16 protein-coding genes are annotated in these 15,268 nt (G+C 68.5%); 8 read left to right on the top strand and 8 right to left on the bottom strand.

What is annotated here, in order from left to right; genetic code table 11:
- Positions 1–25: 25 nt before the first annotated feature.
- Positions 26–748, bottom strand: a complete 723-nt coding sequence (locus tag ACP7BH_RS08600; RefSeq protein ID WP_425982043.1) for a uroporphyrinogen-III synthase — start codon at positions 746–748, stop codon at positions 26–28.
- The gene (gene hemC / locus ACP7BH_RS08595; protein ID WP_425982045.1) at positions 745–1,710 is read right to left on the bottom strand and encodes a hydroxymethylbilane synthase; all 966 of its coding nucleotides are present in this window, start codon (positions 1,708–1,710) and stop codon (positions 745–747) included. The genes ACP7BH_RS08600 and hemC overlap by 4 nt, the downstream gene beginning before the upstream one ends.
- Between hemC and tsaD the strand changes: the two genes are divergently transcribed.
- From tsaD to ACP7BH_RS08580, 3 genes are read left to right on the top strand one after another with little or no spacing between them, the layout of a single operon-like run.
- The gene (tsaD, locus tag ACP7BH_RS08590; protein WP_425982048.1) at positions 1,709–2,896 is read left to right on the top strand and encodes a tRNA (adenosine(37)-N6)-threonylcarbamoyltransferase complex transferase subunit TsaD; all 1,188 of its coding nucleotides are present in this window, start codon (positions 1,709–1,711) and stop codon (positions 2,894–2,896) included. The genes hemC and tsaD overlap by 2 nt on opposite strands.
- 26 nt (positions 2,897–2,922) lie before the next feature.
- Entirely contained in the window at positions 2,923–3,921 is a 999-nt protein-coding gene (locus ACP7BH_RS08585; protein ID WP_425984767.1) for an NAD(P)H-dependent glycerol-3-phosphate dehydrogenase, read from the top strand.
- Complete coding sequence (locus tag ACP7BH_RS08580) at positions 3,914–4,291, top strand: Rieske (2Fe-2S) protein (protein ID WP_425982051.1); 378 nt, start codon at positions 3,914–3,916, stop codon at positions 4,289–4,291. Before ACP7BH_RS08585 ends, ACP7BH_RS08580 begins: the two co-directional genes overlap by 8 nt.
- 6 nt (positions 4,292–4,297) lie before the next feature.
- Here the strand turns inward: ACP7BH_RS08580 and ppk2 are convergent, their stop codons facing one another.
- A complete protein-coding gene (gene ppk2, locus ACP7BH_RS08575) occupies positions 4,298–5,047 on the bottom strand; it encodes a polyphosphate kinase 2 (protein WP_409716442.1) in 750 nt (249 codons plus the stop codon).
- 115 nt (positions 5,048–5,162) lie between these two features.
- Here ppk2 and ACP7BH_RS08570 point away from each other — a divergent pair, with 115 nt between their 5' ends.
- The 3 genes from ACP7BH_RS08570 (at position 5,163) to ACP7BH_RS08560 (ending at position 7,510) form a co-directional block, all read left to right on the top strand.
- On the top strand, positions 5,163–6,290 hold the full coding sequence (locus tag ACP7BH_RS08570; protein ID WP_425982053.1) for a serine hydrolase domain-containing protein: 1,128 nt from the start codon (positions 5,163–5,165) through the stop codon (positions 6,288–6,290).
- Positions 6,291–6,349: 59 nt separating this feature from the next.
- Positions 6,350–7,111, top strand: coding sequence for an extensin family protein (locus ACP7BH_RS08565; protein ID WP_425982054.1), 762 nt, complete (start codon positions 6,350–6,352; stop codon positions 7,109–7,111).
- A gap of 195 nt (positions 7,112–7,306) precedes the next feature.
- A complete protein-coding gene (locus tag ACP7BH_RS08560) occupies positions 7,307–7,510 on the top strand; it encodes a cold-shock protein (protein WP_135194657.1) in 204 nt (67 codons plus the stop codon).
- Positions 7,511–7,632: 122 nt separating this feature from the next.
- On the opposite strand, the gene ACP7BH_RS08555 is transcribed toward ACP7BH_RS08560, so the two are convergent.
- The 3 genes from ACP7BH_RS08555 to ACP7BH_RS08545 are packed head-to-tail and all read right to left on the bottom strand — an operon-like array spanning position 7,633 to position 11,348.
- A complete protein-coding gene (locus ACP7BH_RS08555) occupies positions 7,633–8,547 on the bottom strand; it encodes a DMT family transporter (RefSeq protein WP_425982057.1) in 915 nt (304 codons plus the stop codon).
- A gap of 48 nt (positions 8,548–8,595) precedes the next feature.
- The gene (locus tag ACP7BH_RS08550) at positions 8,596–10,764 is read right to left on the bottom strand and encodes a histidine kinase dimerization/phosphoacceptor domain -containing protein (RefSeq protein ID WP_425982059.1); all 2,169 of its coding nucleotides are present in this window, start codon (positions 10,762–10,764) and stop codon (positions 8,596–8,598) included.
- The gene (locus tag ACP7BH_RS08545) at positions 10,761–11,348 is read right to left on the bottom strand and encodes a biliverdin-producing heme oxygenase (protein ID WP_425982061.1); all 588 of its coding nucleotides are present in this window, start codon (positions 11,346–11,348) and stop codon (positions 10,761–10,763) included. The genes ACP7BH_RS08550 and ACP7BH_RS08545 overlap by 4 nt, the downstream gene beginning before the upstream one ends.
- A gap of 150 nt (positions 11,349–11,498) precedes the next feature.
- Between ACP7BH_RS08545 and ACP7BH_RS08540 the strand changes: the two genes are divergently transcribed.
- Positions 11,499–12,275: a transglutaminase-like domain-containing protein gene (locus tag ACP7BH_RS08540; protein ID WP_372691292.1), complete on the top strand. Its 777-nt coding sequence runs from the start codon at positions 11,499–11,501 to the stop codon at positions 12,273–12,275.
- 154 nt (positions 12,276–12,429) lie between these two features.
- On the opposite strand, the gene ACP7BH_RS08535 is transcribed toward ACP7BH_RS08540, so the two are convergent.
- Positions 12,430–14,148 (bottom strand): M1 family metallopeptidase, encoded by a 1,719-nt coding sequence (locus tag ACP7BH_RS08535; protein ID WP_425982064.1) that lies wholly within the window; start codon positions 14,146–14,148, stop codon positions 12,430–12,432.
- Between the two features lie 109 nt (positions 14,149–14,257).
- The gene (gene rpmB, locus ACP7BH_RS08530; protein WP_135195581.1) at positions 14,258–14,557 is read right to left on the bottom strand and encodes a 50S ribosomal protein L28; all 300 of its coding nucleotides are present in this window, start codon (positions 14,555–14,557) and stop codon (positions 14,258–14,260) included.
- 193 nt (positions 14,558–14,750) lie between these two features.
- Between rpmB and ACP7BH_RS08525 the strand changes: the two genes are divergently transcribed.
- Positions 14,751–15,260 carry a DUF3617 domain-containing protein gene (locus ACP7BH_RS08525; RefSeq protein ID WP_425982067.1) on the top strand — a complete coding sequence of 170 codons (510 nt, stop codon included), beginning with the start codon at positions 14,751–14,753 and terminating at the stop codon, positions 15,258–15,260.
- The last annotated feature ends 8 nt before the right edge of the window (positions 15,261–15,268 follow it).

The following is a 15,268-nucleotide window of genomic DNA, read 5'->3' as shown; positions in this document are numbered from 1 at the left end:
AAGCAGTCCGCGCGAGACGGGGTCTTTATACGGCCGCATCGCGCTTGCCAAGCGCCGCTTTCAAGATCGTGAGCAATGAGGCTTCGTCGGGCGTTTGGGCCACGGCCGGGGTCAGGCCCAGCGCGACCAGCGGGGCGGCGGCGGCGGCGGAAATGCAGGCCGTGAGGGCGTGCGACAGCCGGGCGCCGCCTTGTTCGGCCAGGATCTTCGCCGCGCGGGGCGAGTGGACCAGGACCGCGTCGGATGTCGTGGGTGCGGCGACGGTCGTGGGCCTGGCGCGGTAGACGATCAGGGGCTGGATCGAGACGTGGCGGGCGCCGGCGAGGACCAGGGCGGCGTCGAAGTCGCCGGCGGGGGTTTCGGCTTGCGGAATCAGCACGACGCCTTCGCTCAGTTCGGAGGCGATCAGGCGGGCGAGGGCGTGGAGGTCGCCGGAGGCGGAGCGGACGTCGGCGAAGCCGGCGTCGCGGGCGGCCTGGGCGGTCGCATCGCCCACGGCGAAGACCGGCCGGTCGCGTTCGCGGGTCAGGGCGGCGAAGGCGGCCACGCCGTTCAGGCTGGTGAAGGCCAGTGCGGCGACCGAGGCCAGGTCGGGGACGGGCGGGGTCAGGTTCTCGATCGCCAGCAGGGGGGCGATAATCGGCTCGAACCCCATGTCTCGCAGGCGTGCGGCGGTGCGCGAGGCGCCGGGCTCGGCGCGCGTGATCCAGACGCGGGCGGGCCTGGCTTCAGCGTCGGGGGCAGTCATCCGTCCAGGGTCGCGAGATCGACCTCCTGATCGCCGGCGGAGGCGTGAACCTCGCCGCCCAGACGCTGGCCCAGGGCGCGGGCGTCGGCTTCGGTGGGTTGAGGCAGGTCGCCGACGCGGCGCCAGCGCGCGGACCCGTCGGGGCTGAGCATTTCCGTGGTCAGGTGCAGCGCATCGTTGGCGATCAGGGCATAGGCGCCGACGGCTGTGCGGCACGACCCCTCCAGCGCCGTCATGGCCCCGCGCTCGGCGGCGACGGCGATGGCGGTCTGGGGGTGGTTCAGGGCGGCGACCCATTGAGCATTCAGGGGGGCGTCAATGTCCTCGGCGCGGGTCTGGATGGCCAGGGCGCCCTGGCCCGGCGCCGGTAGGAAGGCGTCCAGCGACAGTTTCTCGCGGATGTGTTCGGTGACGCCCAGCCGCGCCATGCCCGAGACGGCCAGCAATATGGCGTCGAAATCGCCCTCGGCCGCGCGGCGCAGGCGGGTGTCGATGTTGCCCCGCAGCATCTCGACCTTCAGATCGGGCCGCAGGGCCAGGGCCTGGGCCTGGCGACGCAGGCTGGCGGTGCCCAGGCGCGCGCCGAAGGGCAGGGCGTCGAAACTGTCGAAGTCGCGGCTGATGAAGGCGTCGCGGGCGTCCTCGCGTTCGGGAATGGCGGCGATGCACAGGCCGTCGGGCTGTTCGGCGGGGACGTCCTTCATCGAATGGATGGCGATGTCGATCCGGCCGGCCAGCAGGGCCTCCTCGATCTCCTTGGTGAACAGGGCCTTGCCGCCGACCTCCAGCAGGCGGCGGTCCTGAATGCGGTCGCCGGTGGTGACGATCTCGACCAGGGGGATAGCGGTCTCGATCTCGGCCTCGGGCACGTTCAGGGCGCGGCCGATGGCGCGTTGCATCATGCCGGACTGGGCCAGGGCCAGCTTGGAGCGCCGGGTGCCGATGCGGAGAGGAAAGGTCATGAGCGTTGCGCACCGGTCGCCGGGTCGTTACCTCGACCCGATGGAGATGTCCGCCGACTATAGCAGCCGCGCCCATGCGGCAACTGGACGGGATGTCCGGGCCGTGACGGTGCTGGGCCTGGAGACCAGCTGCGACGAGACCGCCGCCTCGGTCGTGCGCCTACACCCTTCTGAATTTGGCGGGCGGGCCGAGGTGCTGTCCTCGGTCGTTCACAGCCAGATTGACGACCATGCGGCTTATGGCGGCGTGGTGCCCGAGATCGCGGCGCGCAGCCATGTCGAGATGATCGCCGAGGTCACGCGCCGCGCGATGGCCGAGGCGGACATGGGCTACGACGGGCTGGACGCGATCGCGGCGACGGCGGGGCCGGGCCTGGTCGGCGGGGTCATGGTGGGCTTGAGCTTCGGCAAGGCGGCGGCCCTGGCGCGCGGCCTGCCCCTGGTGGCGGTCAATCATCTGGAAGGCCATGCGGTGTCGGCGCGGCTGGGGGCGGAGGTCGCCTATCCCTTCCTGCTGCTCCTGGTGTCGGGCGGCCATTGCCAGCTTCTGGAGGTGCGCGGCATCGGCGACATGAGCCGGATCGGCGCCACCATCGACGACGCGGCGGGCGAGGCCTTTGACAAGATCGCAAAGGCTCTGGGCCTGGGTTATCCCGGTGGGCCTGCGCTGGAGCGTCTGGCGGCGCAGGGCGACGGGTCTAAGATCGATCTGCCGCGTGCACTTCTTGGCCGCAAGGACTGCGACTTTTCCTTCTCGGGTCTGAAGACGGCGGCCTTCCGCATCGCCCAGACGTGCGAGACGGATCAGGACAAGGCGGACCTGGCCGACGCGGTTCAGAACGCCATCGCGCGCCAGTTGTCGGACCGGTCGGAGCGGGCGCTGGCGGCCTATGCGGAAACGCATGAGAATCGTCTTTTTGTCGTGGCTGGCGGCGTGGCGGCCAACAAGACCATTCGCGCCACGCTGCAGGCGACGGCGGCGAAACACGGCTTCGACTTCCTGGCGCCGCCCATGGCCTATTGCACCGACAATGCGGCGATGATCGCCCTGGCGGGGGCGGAACGGCTGGCCCTGGGGCTGACCAGCGACATCGACGTCGTCGCCCGGCCGCGATGGCCGCTGGACGAAGCGCGCGCCCTGTCCGATCCTTCGCACAAGCCGGGCCGCAAAGGCGCCAAGGCATGACGCAAAAAGAAGCCTCGGGAGGGCGTATGGAATTCCGCACGGCAGGGGTCATCGGCGCGGGTGCCTGGGGCACCGCCCTGGCGCAGGTCTGCGTCCGGGCAGGCCTCGACACGACGCTGCAGGCGCGCGAGCAGAAGCTGGTCGAGACCCTGCGGGCGACGCGGGCCAACGACCTGTATCTGCCCGGCGTTCCGCTGGCGGACGCGCTGAAGTTCACGGCGGACCTGGCGGATTTGGGCGACTGCGACGTGATCCTGGCCGTGCCGCCAGCCCAGCATATGCGCGCGACTCTGACGGCCTTTGCGCCCCATCACCGCGCCGGCGTGCCGGTGGTGCTGTGCTCCAAAGGGGTCGAGCGCGGCACGATGAAGCTGATGACCGAGGTGCTGGCCGAGACCCTGCCGAACGCGCCCGCCGCCGTCCTGTCCGGTCCCAGTTTCGCGGGCGAGGTGTCGCGCGGCCTGCCGACCGCCGTCACCCTGGCCTGCGCCGATGCGGCGCTGGGTCAGGCCCTGTTGAACACCCTGTCGGCGCCGGGTTTCCGGCCCTATCTGGCGACCGATCTGGTGGGAGCCGAGGCGGGCGGGGCGCTGAAGAATGTGCTGGCCATTGCATGCGGCATTTCCGAGGGACGACAGCTGGGTCGCAGCGCCCATGCCGCCCTCATCACGCGCGGCTTTGCGGAAATGACCCGCCTTGCCGTCGCCATGGGTGGACAGGCCGAGACGGTCGCCGGCCTATGCGGCCTGGGCGACCTGGTCCTGACCTGCTCCAGCCCCCAGTCGCGCAACATGAGCCTGGGTCTGGCCCTGGGGCAGGGGCAGACGGTTGAACAGGCCCTGGCCGGCAAACGGTCGGTGGCCGAAGGTTACGAGAGCGCGCCCGCCGTGCGCGAACTGGCCGCGCGCATGGGCGTGGAAATCCCGATTTCGGAAGGCGTCGCGGCCCTGCTGGCGGGCGAGATCGACGTGGACGGCCTGATCGACGGCCTGCTTTCGCGTCCGCTGAAGGCCGAGCGTGTCTGAGGAGAACCCGGCCGAGCGCAAGCGGGTCTGGAAGACGCCGCCCAATGTGGCCCTGTGCGCCGAGGGCGACATCGCCGACCCCGGCTCGCGCAGCTTCGTGCTTCAGATCGGCGAGGCCTTCTTCCACGGCTTCGTCGTGCGCAAGGATGGTCAGGTCGCCGGCTGGGTCGACCGCTGCCCTCACGCCGGTTTCCCCATCGCCATGGAGATCGACCGTTATCTGACGCCCGACGGATCGCTGATCCTGTGCGGCTGGCACGGGGCGGTGTTCGAGCCGCTGACGGGCGAGTGCAAGGGCGGTCCCTGCGCGGGCGGGCGGCTGATGCCGTGGCCGGTGGCGGCGACGGGCGGGATCGTCAGGACGGCCTGAGGCCGATCAGCGCGCCAGCTTGCCCTTGGCCTTGGCGGCGCTGAAGACGACCTGCGGGTCCGGCTTCTTCACCTCGACGCTGGCGTGTTTCAGGACCGACAGGATGTAGCGTCCGATGTTCAGCCGCGCCGTCTTCTTGTCATCGGTGGCCACGACGGTCCAGGGCGCGAAGGGGCGATCCGTCTCGTCCAGCATGCGGTCGCGGGCGTCGGAATAGGCGTCGAACCGCGCCTCGGCCTCGGCGTCCAGCGACGACAGCTTGAACTTCTTCAGCGGGTCGGTGCGGCGTTCCTTCAGCCGTTTGGCCTGTTCCTCGCGCGAGATGTCCAGCCAGATCTTGATCAGGATGATCCCGTCGTCGGTCAGCATCCGCTCGAAGCGTGGGGCGTCGGTCATGAACTGGGCGTACTGCTCGGGCTTGCAATATCCCATCACCGGCTCGACCCCGGCGCGGTTGTACCAGGACCGGTTGAAGATCACCGTCTCGCCCGCCCCCGGCAGGTGCGGGACATAGCGCTGGAAATACCACTGGCTGGTCTCGCGGTCGCTGGGCTTGGGCAGGGCGATGACGCGGGTCTGGCGCGGCGACATGTGTTCGGTCAGCCGCTTGATCGCCCCGTCCTTGCCGGCCGTGTCGCGGCCTTCCAGCACGATGACCACGCGAGAGCCGTGTTCGATGCTCCAGGCCTGGCTCTGGACGATGGCCAGCTGGATCTGCTCCAGCTCGGCGTCATAGGCGTCTGATTTCTTTCCCATCACGAGAGAGTGGGCCGGATGCGGGATCGGGGCAAGCGGCGCGAGATTACGATCTTCTCACGCGACGCCGCGCGGTTTCGGACTAGGGTCGCAGACTTTCAGGAGGAGGGATCGCATGAGGCTGAATCGTCGAAACGTCATGGCTGCCGGCGCCGCAGCCGCCTTGTTGGGCGCCCGACCGGCTGCCGCGCGGGGAGCGGCGGCTTATGACGCCGCCCTGGACGCGGCCTTCGCCGCCCAGGCGCCGGTCGCTATGGCCGGCGGGGTGGTGACGCGCGAGGGGCTGGCGTGGTCCGGGGTGCGGGGCGTGCGCCGGTTCGGCGCGAACGATCCGGCGACGCTCGATGATCGCTGGCATTTCGGGTCGAACACCAAGGCGATGACGGCGGCCCTGTTCGCGCGGTTGGTCGAACAAGGCCGAACCCGATGGGACGCGCCCCTGGGCGAACTGTTTCCCGGCATGACGATCGATCCAGGCTGGGATGGGACGACCATGCGCGACTTCATGGGTCACCGGGCCGGGGTCAAGGACGCGGCCGCCCTGGGCATGGTCTTTTTCATGACGGCGCGAGACGATCCGCGATCCCTGCCCGAACAGCGGGCGGCCGTCGTCGAGCGGGTGCTGGGCGCACCGCCAAGCGGACCCCAGGGCGTCTATGAATACAGCAACGCCGACTACATGATCGTCGGCGCCGCCATCGAAAGGATCACCGGCGCACCCTGGGAAGAGGCGATGCGGGCCGAGGTCTATGGCCCATTGGGTCTGACGACCGGCGGGTTCGGCGCGCCGGTCCACAATGCGACGGGCGGCGCCAATGCCTGGGGACACAGAGGCGCCGGGGCCGGGCGGATCGCCATGGACCCCGCCGATCCGGGCGCGGACAACCCTCTGGCCCTCGGGCCTGCGGGCACGTCGCACATGACGCTGGGCGACTATGCGATATGGCTGGGCGTCTTTCTGAACGACGGAGCGGGCTGGCTGAAATCCGAAACGGTCGGGACGCTCGCCGCCCCGTTGGCGGGCGAGGGAACCCCCTATGGGCTGGGCTGGATCGTTCTGCCGGGAAAAGCCTGGTCCAGGGGGCCGCTCCTGACCCACGATGGGTCGAACACCCTGTGGTATGCGACGGCCGTGGTGGCGCCGGGTCTGGGCGCGGCCTTCATCGCCCTGACCAACCAGGGCGACGGGGCGGCGGCGACCGGACTGATGCCGGGGTTGGTCCGCGCTTTCGAGGCGGGGTGAACGTATCGCGCCCGGCGGCGTTTGCCAGCGGGGCCGTTTGCGGCCCGTGACGGGGCGGAATGAAGCGCGATCTGGCGGACATGTGGAATCTGGTGTGGGAGTTCGCGCTGCTGGTCTGCGCGGGCTTTGCGCTGCTCAACGTCTTCGCTCCGGCGCAGGACCTGCCGTGGAAGCCGCTGGATCTTGATCGGCCCCTAGGACGGGCCACGACGGCCAAAGTCGCCGCCTTCGACGTGCCGACCGCCGCCTCGCCCGAGGCGGTCAACAGCGCGACGGAGGCCTGTATGCAGGCCTTGCGCAATGCGGGGGTTCAGGTCGAACGGGCGGCCGACCGCGACGACGGCGGCTTCTGCGTGGTGCGCGGGGCGGTGCGGATCACGGGCGGCGAGGTGACGCCCCTGGCTCCGGCAGGCGTCGTCATGCAGTGCCCCTTGGCGGTGCGCTACGTCATCTGGGACCGACAGGTGCTACGGCCGGCGTCGCGCGACATCTTGGGCTCGGCCCCGGCGCGGGTCGAGAACTACGGCACCTATTCCTGCCGCCGCATCTATGGCTCGCAGGACGATCAGGAACGCCCCAGCGAACATGCCAAGGCCAATGCGCTGGATGTCGCAGGCGTCACCTTGAAGGACGGACGGACCGTCAGTGTGCTGAACGACTGGCGTGGCGACGGTCCTGCGGGCGAGCCGGGCTCGCGCTTCCTGCATGCCGTTCGCGACGGCGCGTGCCGTCTGTTCTCGACGGTTCTGACGCCCGACTACAACGCCGCCCACGCCAACCATCTGCACATCGACGGCGCCGCGCGGGGCATCTGTCGTTAATCCTGAATGCGTCCAGCGCGAATCGCTTTGCTGTTGACCGCCTCGAAAAGCCGGGTGACAACATCGATACAGTCCGGATTTTACGTGGGGTCCATACCCGCGTTTCGCTCCTTCGCCTGAACGAGCTGTCCAGAGGACTGTCGGGTCACCCCAAGGGGGATCCGCCTGGAAAAGCGCGTTTACGGAGACGCAGACATGGCGACCGGCACGGTCAAGTGGTTCAACCCCACCAAGGGCTTCGGCTTCATCCAGCCCGATGGCGGCGGAACAGACGTGTTCGTTCACGTCACCGCCGTTCAGAAGGCAGGACTTCAGGGTCTCGATGAGAACGCCAAGGTCGAATACGAGCTGGAAAACCAGCGCGGCAAGACTTCGGCGATCGATCTCAAGCTTCTCTGAGTCGATCAGCCTTCAAGGCTTAGGGACGGGCGCGGGAGTTTCTCCTGCGCCCGTTTTCTTTTTGTCTGGCTACCGCGCTTCGCGCTGCTTGAGCGCATCGTTCCCGGCTACCGCGCTTCGCGCTACTTGAGCCCGTTCGGCGCCTCTGCGGCGGTGACCGTCTTCGCCCGCTGCGACCGCTGCGCCAGAACGATGGCGCCCAGCACCAGGGCGCCGCCCAGGGCCTGGATCGGCGTCAGGGTCTCGCCGAAGATCCACCAGCCCAGCAGGCCCGCGACCACCGGCTGGATCAGGATGGTGACGGCCGTAACCGACGCCGGCAGCTTGCCCAGCGCCCAGGCCACGCCGCCTTGGCCGAAGACGTGCATGACCCCCATGGCGATACAGGCGGCCCACCCGGCCGGCCCGGCGGGAATGATGTCCTCGCCCAGGGCCAGGGCGACGATCAGCAGCAGGGGCGCGCCCAGCAGGGTGGCCCAGAAGGTGACGCGCATGGCGCCGGCCGTGCGCCGCGCCGCCTTCACCGCCAGGAAATAACCCGAATACCAGACCGCCACCGACAGAGAGAAGGCGTCGCCCAGCGGCGGATTGGTCCCCTGTCCGCCGTCCGCTCCCGCCGCCATCGCAAAGGCGCCGCCCATGGCCAGGGCCAGGGCCAACAGGAACAGCCGGTGCGGCCGCTCCTTCAGCACGAACCAGCCGAACAGGGTGACGACGACCGGCGTCAGGTTGCACAGCACCGTCGCATTGGCGACCGAGGTCATGACGATGCCGTAGTGCCAGAAGCTGAGGTCCAGGGCGAAGAACAGGCCCGCCAGCAGCGCCCATTTCGACGGGGTCGCGATCCCGCCGGGCTCACGCGCCGCCAGGATGGTCAGCAGCGGCAGGGCGAACAGGAAGCGCCAAAAACCTGCGGCCGCCGGCCCCGTCTCCGTCAATCGCACCAGAATGGGCGCCAGGCCCAGCACGCAGGCGGCGATCAGCAGGACGATCAGGGCGAAGGCGCGAGGCGAGACACGCGAAACAAGGGCGGACATGGCGCGGCTCTTACGCCGCCCTGCGGCGTCACGCCACAGGCGGCTGGATCAGATAAGCGGATCGATCCGCGCCTTGACGTTCACCGCCAGGCCCGGCGCCCGGTCCACATAGTCGATGGTCCCGTCCAGCTGTCCCACCAGGCTCTGGATCATCATCGAGCCAAAACCCTTGCCCGCCAGATGGCCGCCGGCGCCCTCGTCTTCGACCGACAGGCGGAAGTTGGCGCCCTGGTCTTCCATGATGATGCGAAGCGGACCGGGCTTGCCGTTGTAGGCGTATTTCTGGGCGTTGATGATCAGCTCGGTCAGGATCAGGCCGATGGTGACCGCCCGCCCGGCATCGACGCAGACCGGGTCCAGATCCGTCTCGATCACGGCGGTCCAGTCCGGCCCCATGCTGGAGCTGAGGTCCACGATCAGGTCGCCGATGTAGCGGGCCATGTCGATGGAGGCGACCTGGTCGCCCAGATACAGCCGACTGTGCACCGCCGAGACGGCGCGCACGCGACGCCGCGCCTCGTTCAAGGCCGTGGCGGCGGCGCTGCCCGTCTGCTCGCGCGCCTGAAGACCCAGGAAGCTGGACACCAGGGTCAGGCTGTTCTGGACCCGGTGGTTCACCTCGCGGATCAGATATTGCTGCTGCTCCAGCCGCAGATCCCGCTCGGACAGGCGGTCCTGAAGCGAGCGGTTCAGGCGGCGCAGCTGGTCGATGGCGGCATAGTCGGCCAGGGCGTCGCGTAGGCGCGCGGCCGACTCGATCGCAGCCGGGCTCCAGCGATGGGCGCGGCCCGAGACCGATTCCGACCAGCTCTCGAACGAGGCGCGCGGCGTCAGCACGGCGTTGGGACCGGTCTTGTCGGCGGTCGAGGGATTGCCGGCCCACCGCACCGTCTCGATCACTTCGGAGCGGAACCAAAGGATCGACACCGGCTGGTCGATGGGCAGGGTGACGGCCAGAAGCCCGCTGCCATGGATCGACCAGGCCTTGGCCTCGGGCAGGACGGCGGCAAGGTTGTGGGAGGACACGGGGCGCAGACCGGGCTGTTCCGCAGCCCAGGCGGCGATGGCGCTCACCGCGTCCTTGGGCGGGGCATGGCCGAAGATCTGGACGTCGCCCTCGCCGACGATGGCCAGGCCGTCGGCGCTCGTCAGCTGCATCAAGGAATCCGCGCGCATGCCCAGCGCGTCGCGCAGCGGGCGGTCCGTCGAAAGCCGCCCGATCAGTTCGTCTTCCAGGCGGCGCAGGCGGATGCGTTCACGATAAAGCTCGGCGTCGCCCTTGGCCTTCAGCTGCCGCGCCAAGTTGCGGGCCAAGGTCGTGCAGCCGACCCGCAGCTCGTAGGGCAGCAGCTTGGGCGAGGCGTTGTGGCAGGCGATCAGGCCCCAAAGCGCATCGTCGACGATGATCGACACCGAGGCCGAGGCCCGCACGTCCATGTTCCTGAGATACTGCAGGTGGATCGGCGACACCGAGCGCAGGCCGCTGTCGCTCATGTCCAGCGGCGTCTCGCCGGGCGCCACGGGACGCAAGGGCTGGGGCGTATAGCGGCTGTCGGGAATGACCCGCACGGGGTTACGCAGATACAGGGCCCGCGCCTGTCTGGGGATGTCGGCGGCCGGAAAATGGTGGTTCAGGAAGGAGCCCGTGCCGTCCGCACGAGCCTCGGCGATCACCTGACCCGCATCGTCGTCGTGGAAGCGGTAGATCATGACCCGGTCGAACCCGGTCAGCTTGCGAAACGCCTCGGCCGCCCGCTCGCACACCGACTGCACCGTCACGGCCCGTTCCAGCGACGCGCCCGCAGCGTCCAGATTGGCGACCAGGTCGATGCCCAGGCGCGCCTGTTGCGAGCTTTGTTCGACCTCGACGATCATTAGGTCGTCGGCGGGGCCGGCGTTGGGCGCACGGTGGACGACCACGTCGTATTCCAGGCGGTTGGTCGCGCGCCAGCGGCAGGCGAAGCCGGTCTCCTGCATCGCGGCCATCGAACGGATGCGCCGGTCCGTGACATCGCCCAGCACGTCGGCGATGGCGCGATCAATCCAGGTCTTGCGGCCGGTCAGATCCTCGATGGCGCCCGCGCCCTGTCTGATCGTAAGGGTTTGCAGGTCCAGAACCAGCAGGAAGCCGTGGGGCTGGATGGATTGCGGAATGTGGATCGGCTCGCGATCACAGTCCGTCAGCGCCGGTTCGACGCGGTCCGGAGCCTCGGTCATGCGGCGGCGTCCTGCGTCTGCGGTTGCAGGGTCCGTTGGGCGAAGGCGAAGCCGTCGATACCGCCCTGCACGATCTCTTCGATAGTCGCGCGACCCGAGGCGCAGGCCTGGTCCAGCAGGGTCATGAAGGCGCGCCAGCGGGCGCCGGTCTCTTCGCCATAGGGATCGAGGAAGTCGAGGCCGTCCAGATCGCGTCCTTCGGCCGTCAAACGACGACGAATGATGCGGCCGCCCAGCATCGACCCTTCCGCGACATAGACCCAGCCCAGGGCGGCCCCAGCGGTCGTCGGCGCGACCGGGCGCGCAGGGGCGGGGACGCGGACGCCCAGCGCCGCAAGATCCCGGGCGATGCCGTCGGCGCGAGAGCGAGGCGCGAAACCGCCGCCGACATCCGTGTTCAGGCCCGCGACCAGCGGATGGCTTACCGGCTCCAGACCGGCGTGGAACCGGTGAAAGGCCTGCACCGTCGCGGCGCGGGTCACGCGGTCGGCCAGACGCGGCTCGATCCGGGCCTCGACTTCCAGCGCTTCGTGAGCGGATGCGGTGGCTTCCCGAAGAGCGAGAAGGGCGGGGGAAGCGATCATGGGCGCCAGACTAACACACTGTCTTGTCTTGTCGATTTTCACGGACGCAAAGCCGCGCTAGAAGGCGCCTCACGGACACGGAACGGCCCAGGGCGCATGGCGTTCAGCAGCCTCGTCCATTTTCATTTTCGCTCGGAACGGTAGGCCCTCATGAAACTGCGCGTGCGCGCCGAGCTCGTCTATCGTTTCGATCCGCCGACCGACGCCATCTACAAGATCCAGGTGGCCCACTGGCCCGGCCAGGACATCATCGAAGAGACCCTGACCTTCGATCCTCCGGTCGAGTTTCACGAGGACGAGGACGTCGATTTCGGCGCCCGCACCCTGCGTTGCCATGTCGAGGGCGAGGTCACCCTGACCTATGAGGCGGTGGTCGAGAACGGCGTCCTGAAAGGACTGCCGCCCAGCGTGTCTCAGCATGACTGGGGCGAGCTGCCGGCCGAGGTCCTGCCCTATCTTCAGCCCAGCCGGTATTGCCCGTCAGACCAGTTCGGCCGGTTCGTGACGCGCGAGTTCGGCGATACGGCGGGCGGCGCGCGCGTGCTGGCGATCCTGAACTGGATCACCGCCAACGTCGATTACGAGCACGGCGTCTCGGACACCGAGACCACCGCGGCGCGCACCTTCATCGACCGGGCGGGTGTCTGCCGCGACTTCACCCACCTGGGCATGACCCTGTGCCGCGCGTCGGGCATTCCCGCCCGCGCCGTCAGCGCCTTCGCTCATCAGCTGGAGCCGCCCGATTTCCACGCCATCTTCGAGGTCTGGCTGGACAACGGCTGGTGGCTGGTCGATGCGACGGGCCTGGCCCCGGTCGAGGGTCTGGTGCGAATCGCCTGCGGGCGGGATGCGGCCGACATCGCCTTCCTGACCACCCAGGAACGGTGCCAGATGGTGCGTCAGTCGGTGACGGTGGCGGCGGCGTGATGCTTACCCTCTCCCATTGGGAGAGGGCTTGAGCGCCTGAGAGCGAAGCGATCAGCTTCGCGCGAAAGGGTGAGGGGCGGGTTGTGCGAGTTGGCCCACCGGCCGACCCTCATCCGGCCCTCCGGGCCACCTTCTCCCAATGGGAGAAGGGCCGTTATTTCGCGGCCTGCGCCGCCTTGTAGGCCTGAAGTTCGTCGATCACGTCCATCTGGCGCAGCACCTTATTCTGCGGGTCGATCAGCACATGCGCCCCGGCAGGAACCGCGATCTGGACCCGGCCGCCGGGCATCGCCACGGTCTGGACGACGCCGTCGATCTCGACCTCAAGCGGCATGGGGAAGGCCCCGCCGTCGCCTGTCGTCCACTCCAGCCGCAACGTCCCGCCCTCGCGCGTCTGCGCCAGCACGGGCAAGGCGGCGTTGTAGAGATAGCCTTGGAAGAACCAGCCATAGTCCTGGCCCGTCACGGCATTGACGATGTCCAGGAAGTCGCCCGTCGAACGATAGAGCGGCGCGAAATTGCCCGGCCGGGGATCGGGTCGGCCATAGACCAGGCGAGTTACCGCCTCGTGGAAGGCCGCGTCGCCAATCAGCATCCGCAGCGAATGGCTGATCAGCGAACCCTTGTTGTAGATGTCGAGGCCGGGCCCGACATCGCCCTTGTAGACCTCGTCCTCGGTCTTGGGGGCGCCTGAGACGACGGGGAATGCGTTGATCAGCCCCTCGCGCTGATCGGCCAGTTCGCGCTGCATGTAACGGTCGCCCAGCAGCCAGCGGGCGTAGAGCGGCTGCATGTAGCTGCCTAAGCCTTCGTGCAGCCACATGTCGTCGGCGTTCTGGTTGGTCAGCTGGTTGCCGAACCATTCGTGGGCGAACTCGTGCTGCAGGAGCCAGTCGTAACCCCGGCCGTCGATCTTGTAGCCGTTGCCATAGGCGTTGATGGTCTGGTGCTCCATGCCCAGGTGCGGGGTCTCGACCACGCCCATCTTCTCGTCGCCGAAGGGATAGGGGCCCACGGTCGCCTCGAAGAAATCGAGCATCTTCGGGAACTGGGCGAACAGGGCCTGGACCTGTTCCGGCGTGTCCGACTTCAGATGCCAGTAGGCCATCGGAATCGTGTTGCCGAACCGGCTGCGATATTGGCCCGCGACCTCTTCGTAAGGGCCGACGTTCAGGGCGATGGCGTAGGTGTCGGGCGACCTGGCGGTCCAGTTCCAGGTGGTCCAGCCGTCCCCGTGATCGACCTTGCCCAGGAACCGGCCGTTGGACGGCGCCGACAGCTCGGACGGCACGGTGATGTGCAGATCGACCCGGTCCGGCTCGCCATGCGGGCTGTCGATGCAGGGCCAGAAGATGTCGCAGCCCTCGCCCTGGACGGCGGTGGCGATCCACGGCTCGCCCGACGGCGCGGCAGACCAGACGAAGCCGCCATCCCACGGCGCGCGGGGCGCCACGCGCGGCTGACCGGAATAGGCGACGCGCAGGGCGACGGACTGTCCGGCGGGCAGGGTCTGGGCCAGCTGCACCGTCAGCCGGCCCTGGGGATTGGACCAGCGGTCGACGGCGACCTCGACCCCGTCGATCTGGACCGACGAGATGGTCAGCAGCGTATCCAGGTCGACGACCAGGGCCTCCAGCGGGGCCTTGGCGGTGAAGTCCAGCACGGCGACCGCGTCGATGGCCTGGTCGGCGGGAATGACCTTGATCGTCAGATCGGCCTTGTCGAACCGCATCGCCTGCTGTTCGGGCGTCAACGGCTGGTCGGTGGCCAGGGTGTAGGGGGTCGATTCGCGCGTCGTCGCGGCGGTCGGGGTGGTGGCGCAGGCGGTCAGGGTCAGAAGGCTCGCGGCGGCGAGCAGAACCTTGATGCGCATCGAACTTCCCTTTGGTCTGGCGAGGAAGGCTTAGCGCGGGCCGGCAAGGGCGCAAAGAAAAAGGCCGGTGTTTCCACCGGCCTCTTCCAGAACTCTATGTCGTCGCCGATCAGGCGGCGGCGGCTTGCTCGGCCAGCTTGGCGCGAACCTGGCGCTTGATGCGCTGGGCGGCGATCGACAGCTGCTCGTCGCGGGCCTTGACGATGAAGACGTCCAGGCCGCCCTTGTAGTCCAGGGTGCGCAGCGCGGCGTTCGAGATCCGCAGGCTGAACGTCTGGCCCAGGCTGTCCGAAGTCAGCTTGACCGTCTTCAGCGACGGCAGGAAGCGGCGCTTGGTCTTGATGTTCGAGTGGCTCACATTGTGGCCGACCATCGGGCCGATACCGGTGAGTTCGCAACGACGCGACATCGTCAGATCCTTAAGATGCGGCGTCCAGCCCGAGCATGGGAGAAGACGCATGAACAGTTGCGCGCAGGAACCTGCCCGCGCGAGAGGGGGCCGTATAAGGGAAGAGGCGGTTCGGCGTCAAGCTGAGTCTGGACGCATGATCCAGACGGTTCGTTCAGCCGTCATTCAAATGCCGCCCTGTATGCGTCATACCATGAAGACCAAAGCTGAACAGAAGGCCGCCATGTCCCGTCCGTCGCTGATCGACCGTCTGCCCAAGCGGGCGCTCGCCGTCCTGGCCCCGGTCGTCGCCGGCGGCTTCATGCTGGCCTCGCCCGCCGTCGCCCCCGCACAGACGGCGGCCCAGTCTGAAGTGCTGCCCGGCTATTGGGAATACACCACCAGCGCCGTGGGCCAGCGCGACACTCTCCAGCGCTGCGTTCGCCCCAGCGAGATCAACCGCTTCTTCGGCGGCCTGTCGACCAACAAGTGGCGCTGCACCTATCCGACCCGGGTGGTGGGGAATGGCAACGCCCGCTTCGAGGGCACGTGCCAGGACCGCAAGGGCCGCCGTATCGCCGTGCGGCTGAACGGGACCTATACGGATACAAGCTTCAGCTTTAACGGCGGCGCCCAGATCGTGCGCGGCACTCCCTATATTCCCGCCAGCATCACCGCGCGTCGCATCAGCGCCCAATGCCCGGCCAACGCCGAGTATTTCTGAAGCCCGTA

It is taken from the genome of Brevundimonas sp. TWP2-1, assembly GCF_049897645.1.
Lineage (GTDB): Bacteria > Pseudomonadota > Alphaproteobacteria > Caulobacterales > Caulobacteraceae > Brevundimonas.
The sequence above is the reverse complement of the archived record's forward strand: the minus strand, read 5'-3'. Positions and strand labels throughout refer to the sequence as shown.

Bases quoted from the DNA above. Each gene is read 5' to 3' on its own strand.
- ACP7BH_RS08600 (WP_425982043.1), bottom strand. From the start codon at position 748: ATGACTGCCCCCGACGCTGAAGCCAGGCCCGCCCGCGTCTGGATCACG.
- tsaD (WP_425982048.1), top strand. From the start codon at position 1,709: ATGAGCGTTGCGCACCGGTCGCCGGGTCGTTACCTCGACCCGATGGAG.
- hemC (WP_425982045.1), bottom strand. From the start codon at position 1,710: ATGACCTTTCCTCTCCGCATCGGCACCCGGCGCTCCAAGCTGGCCCTG.
- ACP7BH_RS08585 (WP_425984767.1), top strand. From the start codon at position 2,923: ATGGAATTCCGCACGGCAGGGGTCATCGGCGCGGGTGCCTGGGGCACC.
- ppk2 (WP_409716442.1), bottom strand. From the start codon at position 5,047: ATGGGAAAGAAATCAGACGCCTATGACGCCGAGCTGGAGCAGATCCAG.
- ACP7BH_RS08570 (WP_425982053.1), top strand. From the start codon at position 5,163: ATGAGGCTGAATCGTCGAAACGTCATGGCTGCCGGCGCCGCAGCCGCC.
- ACP7BH_RS08565 (WP_425982054.1), top strand. From the start codon at position 6,350: ATGAAGCGCGATCTGGCGGACATGTGGAATCTGGTGTGGGAGTTCGCG.
- ACP7BH_RS08560 (WP_135194657.1), top strand. From the start codon at position 7,307: ATGGCGACCGGCACGGTCAAGTGGTTCAACCCCACCAAGGGCTTCGGC.
- ACP7BH_RS08555 (WP_425982057.1), bottom strand. From the start codon at position 8,547: ATGTCCGCCCTTGTTTCGCGTGTCTCGCCTCGCGCCTTCGCCCTGATC.
- ACP7BH_RS08550 (WP_425982059.1), bottom strand. From the start codon at position 10,764: ATGACCGAGGCTCCGGACCGCGTCGAACCGGCGCTGACGGACTGTGAT.
- ACP7BH_RS08545 (WP_425982061.1), bottom strand. From the start codon at position 11,348: ATGATCGCTTCCCCCGCCCTTCTCGCTCTTCGGGAAGCCACCGCATCC.
- ACP7BH_RS08540 (WP_372691292.1), top strand. From the start codon at position 11,499: ATGAAACTGCGCGTGCGCGCCGAGCTCGTCTATCGTTTCGATCCGCCG.
- ACP7BH_RS08535 (WP_425982064.1), bottom strand. From the start codon at position 14,148: ATGCGCATCAAGGTTCTGCTCGCCGCCGCGAGCCTTCTGACCCTGACC.
- rpmB (WP_135195581.1), bottom strand. From the start codon at position 14,557: ATGTCGCGTCGTTGCGAACTCACCGGTATCGGCCCGATGGTCGGCCAC.
- ACP7BH_RS08525 (WP_425982067.1), top strand. From the start codon at position 14,751: ATGAAGACCAAAGCTGAACAGAAGGCCGCCATGTCCCGTCCGTCGCTG.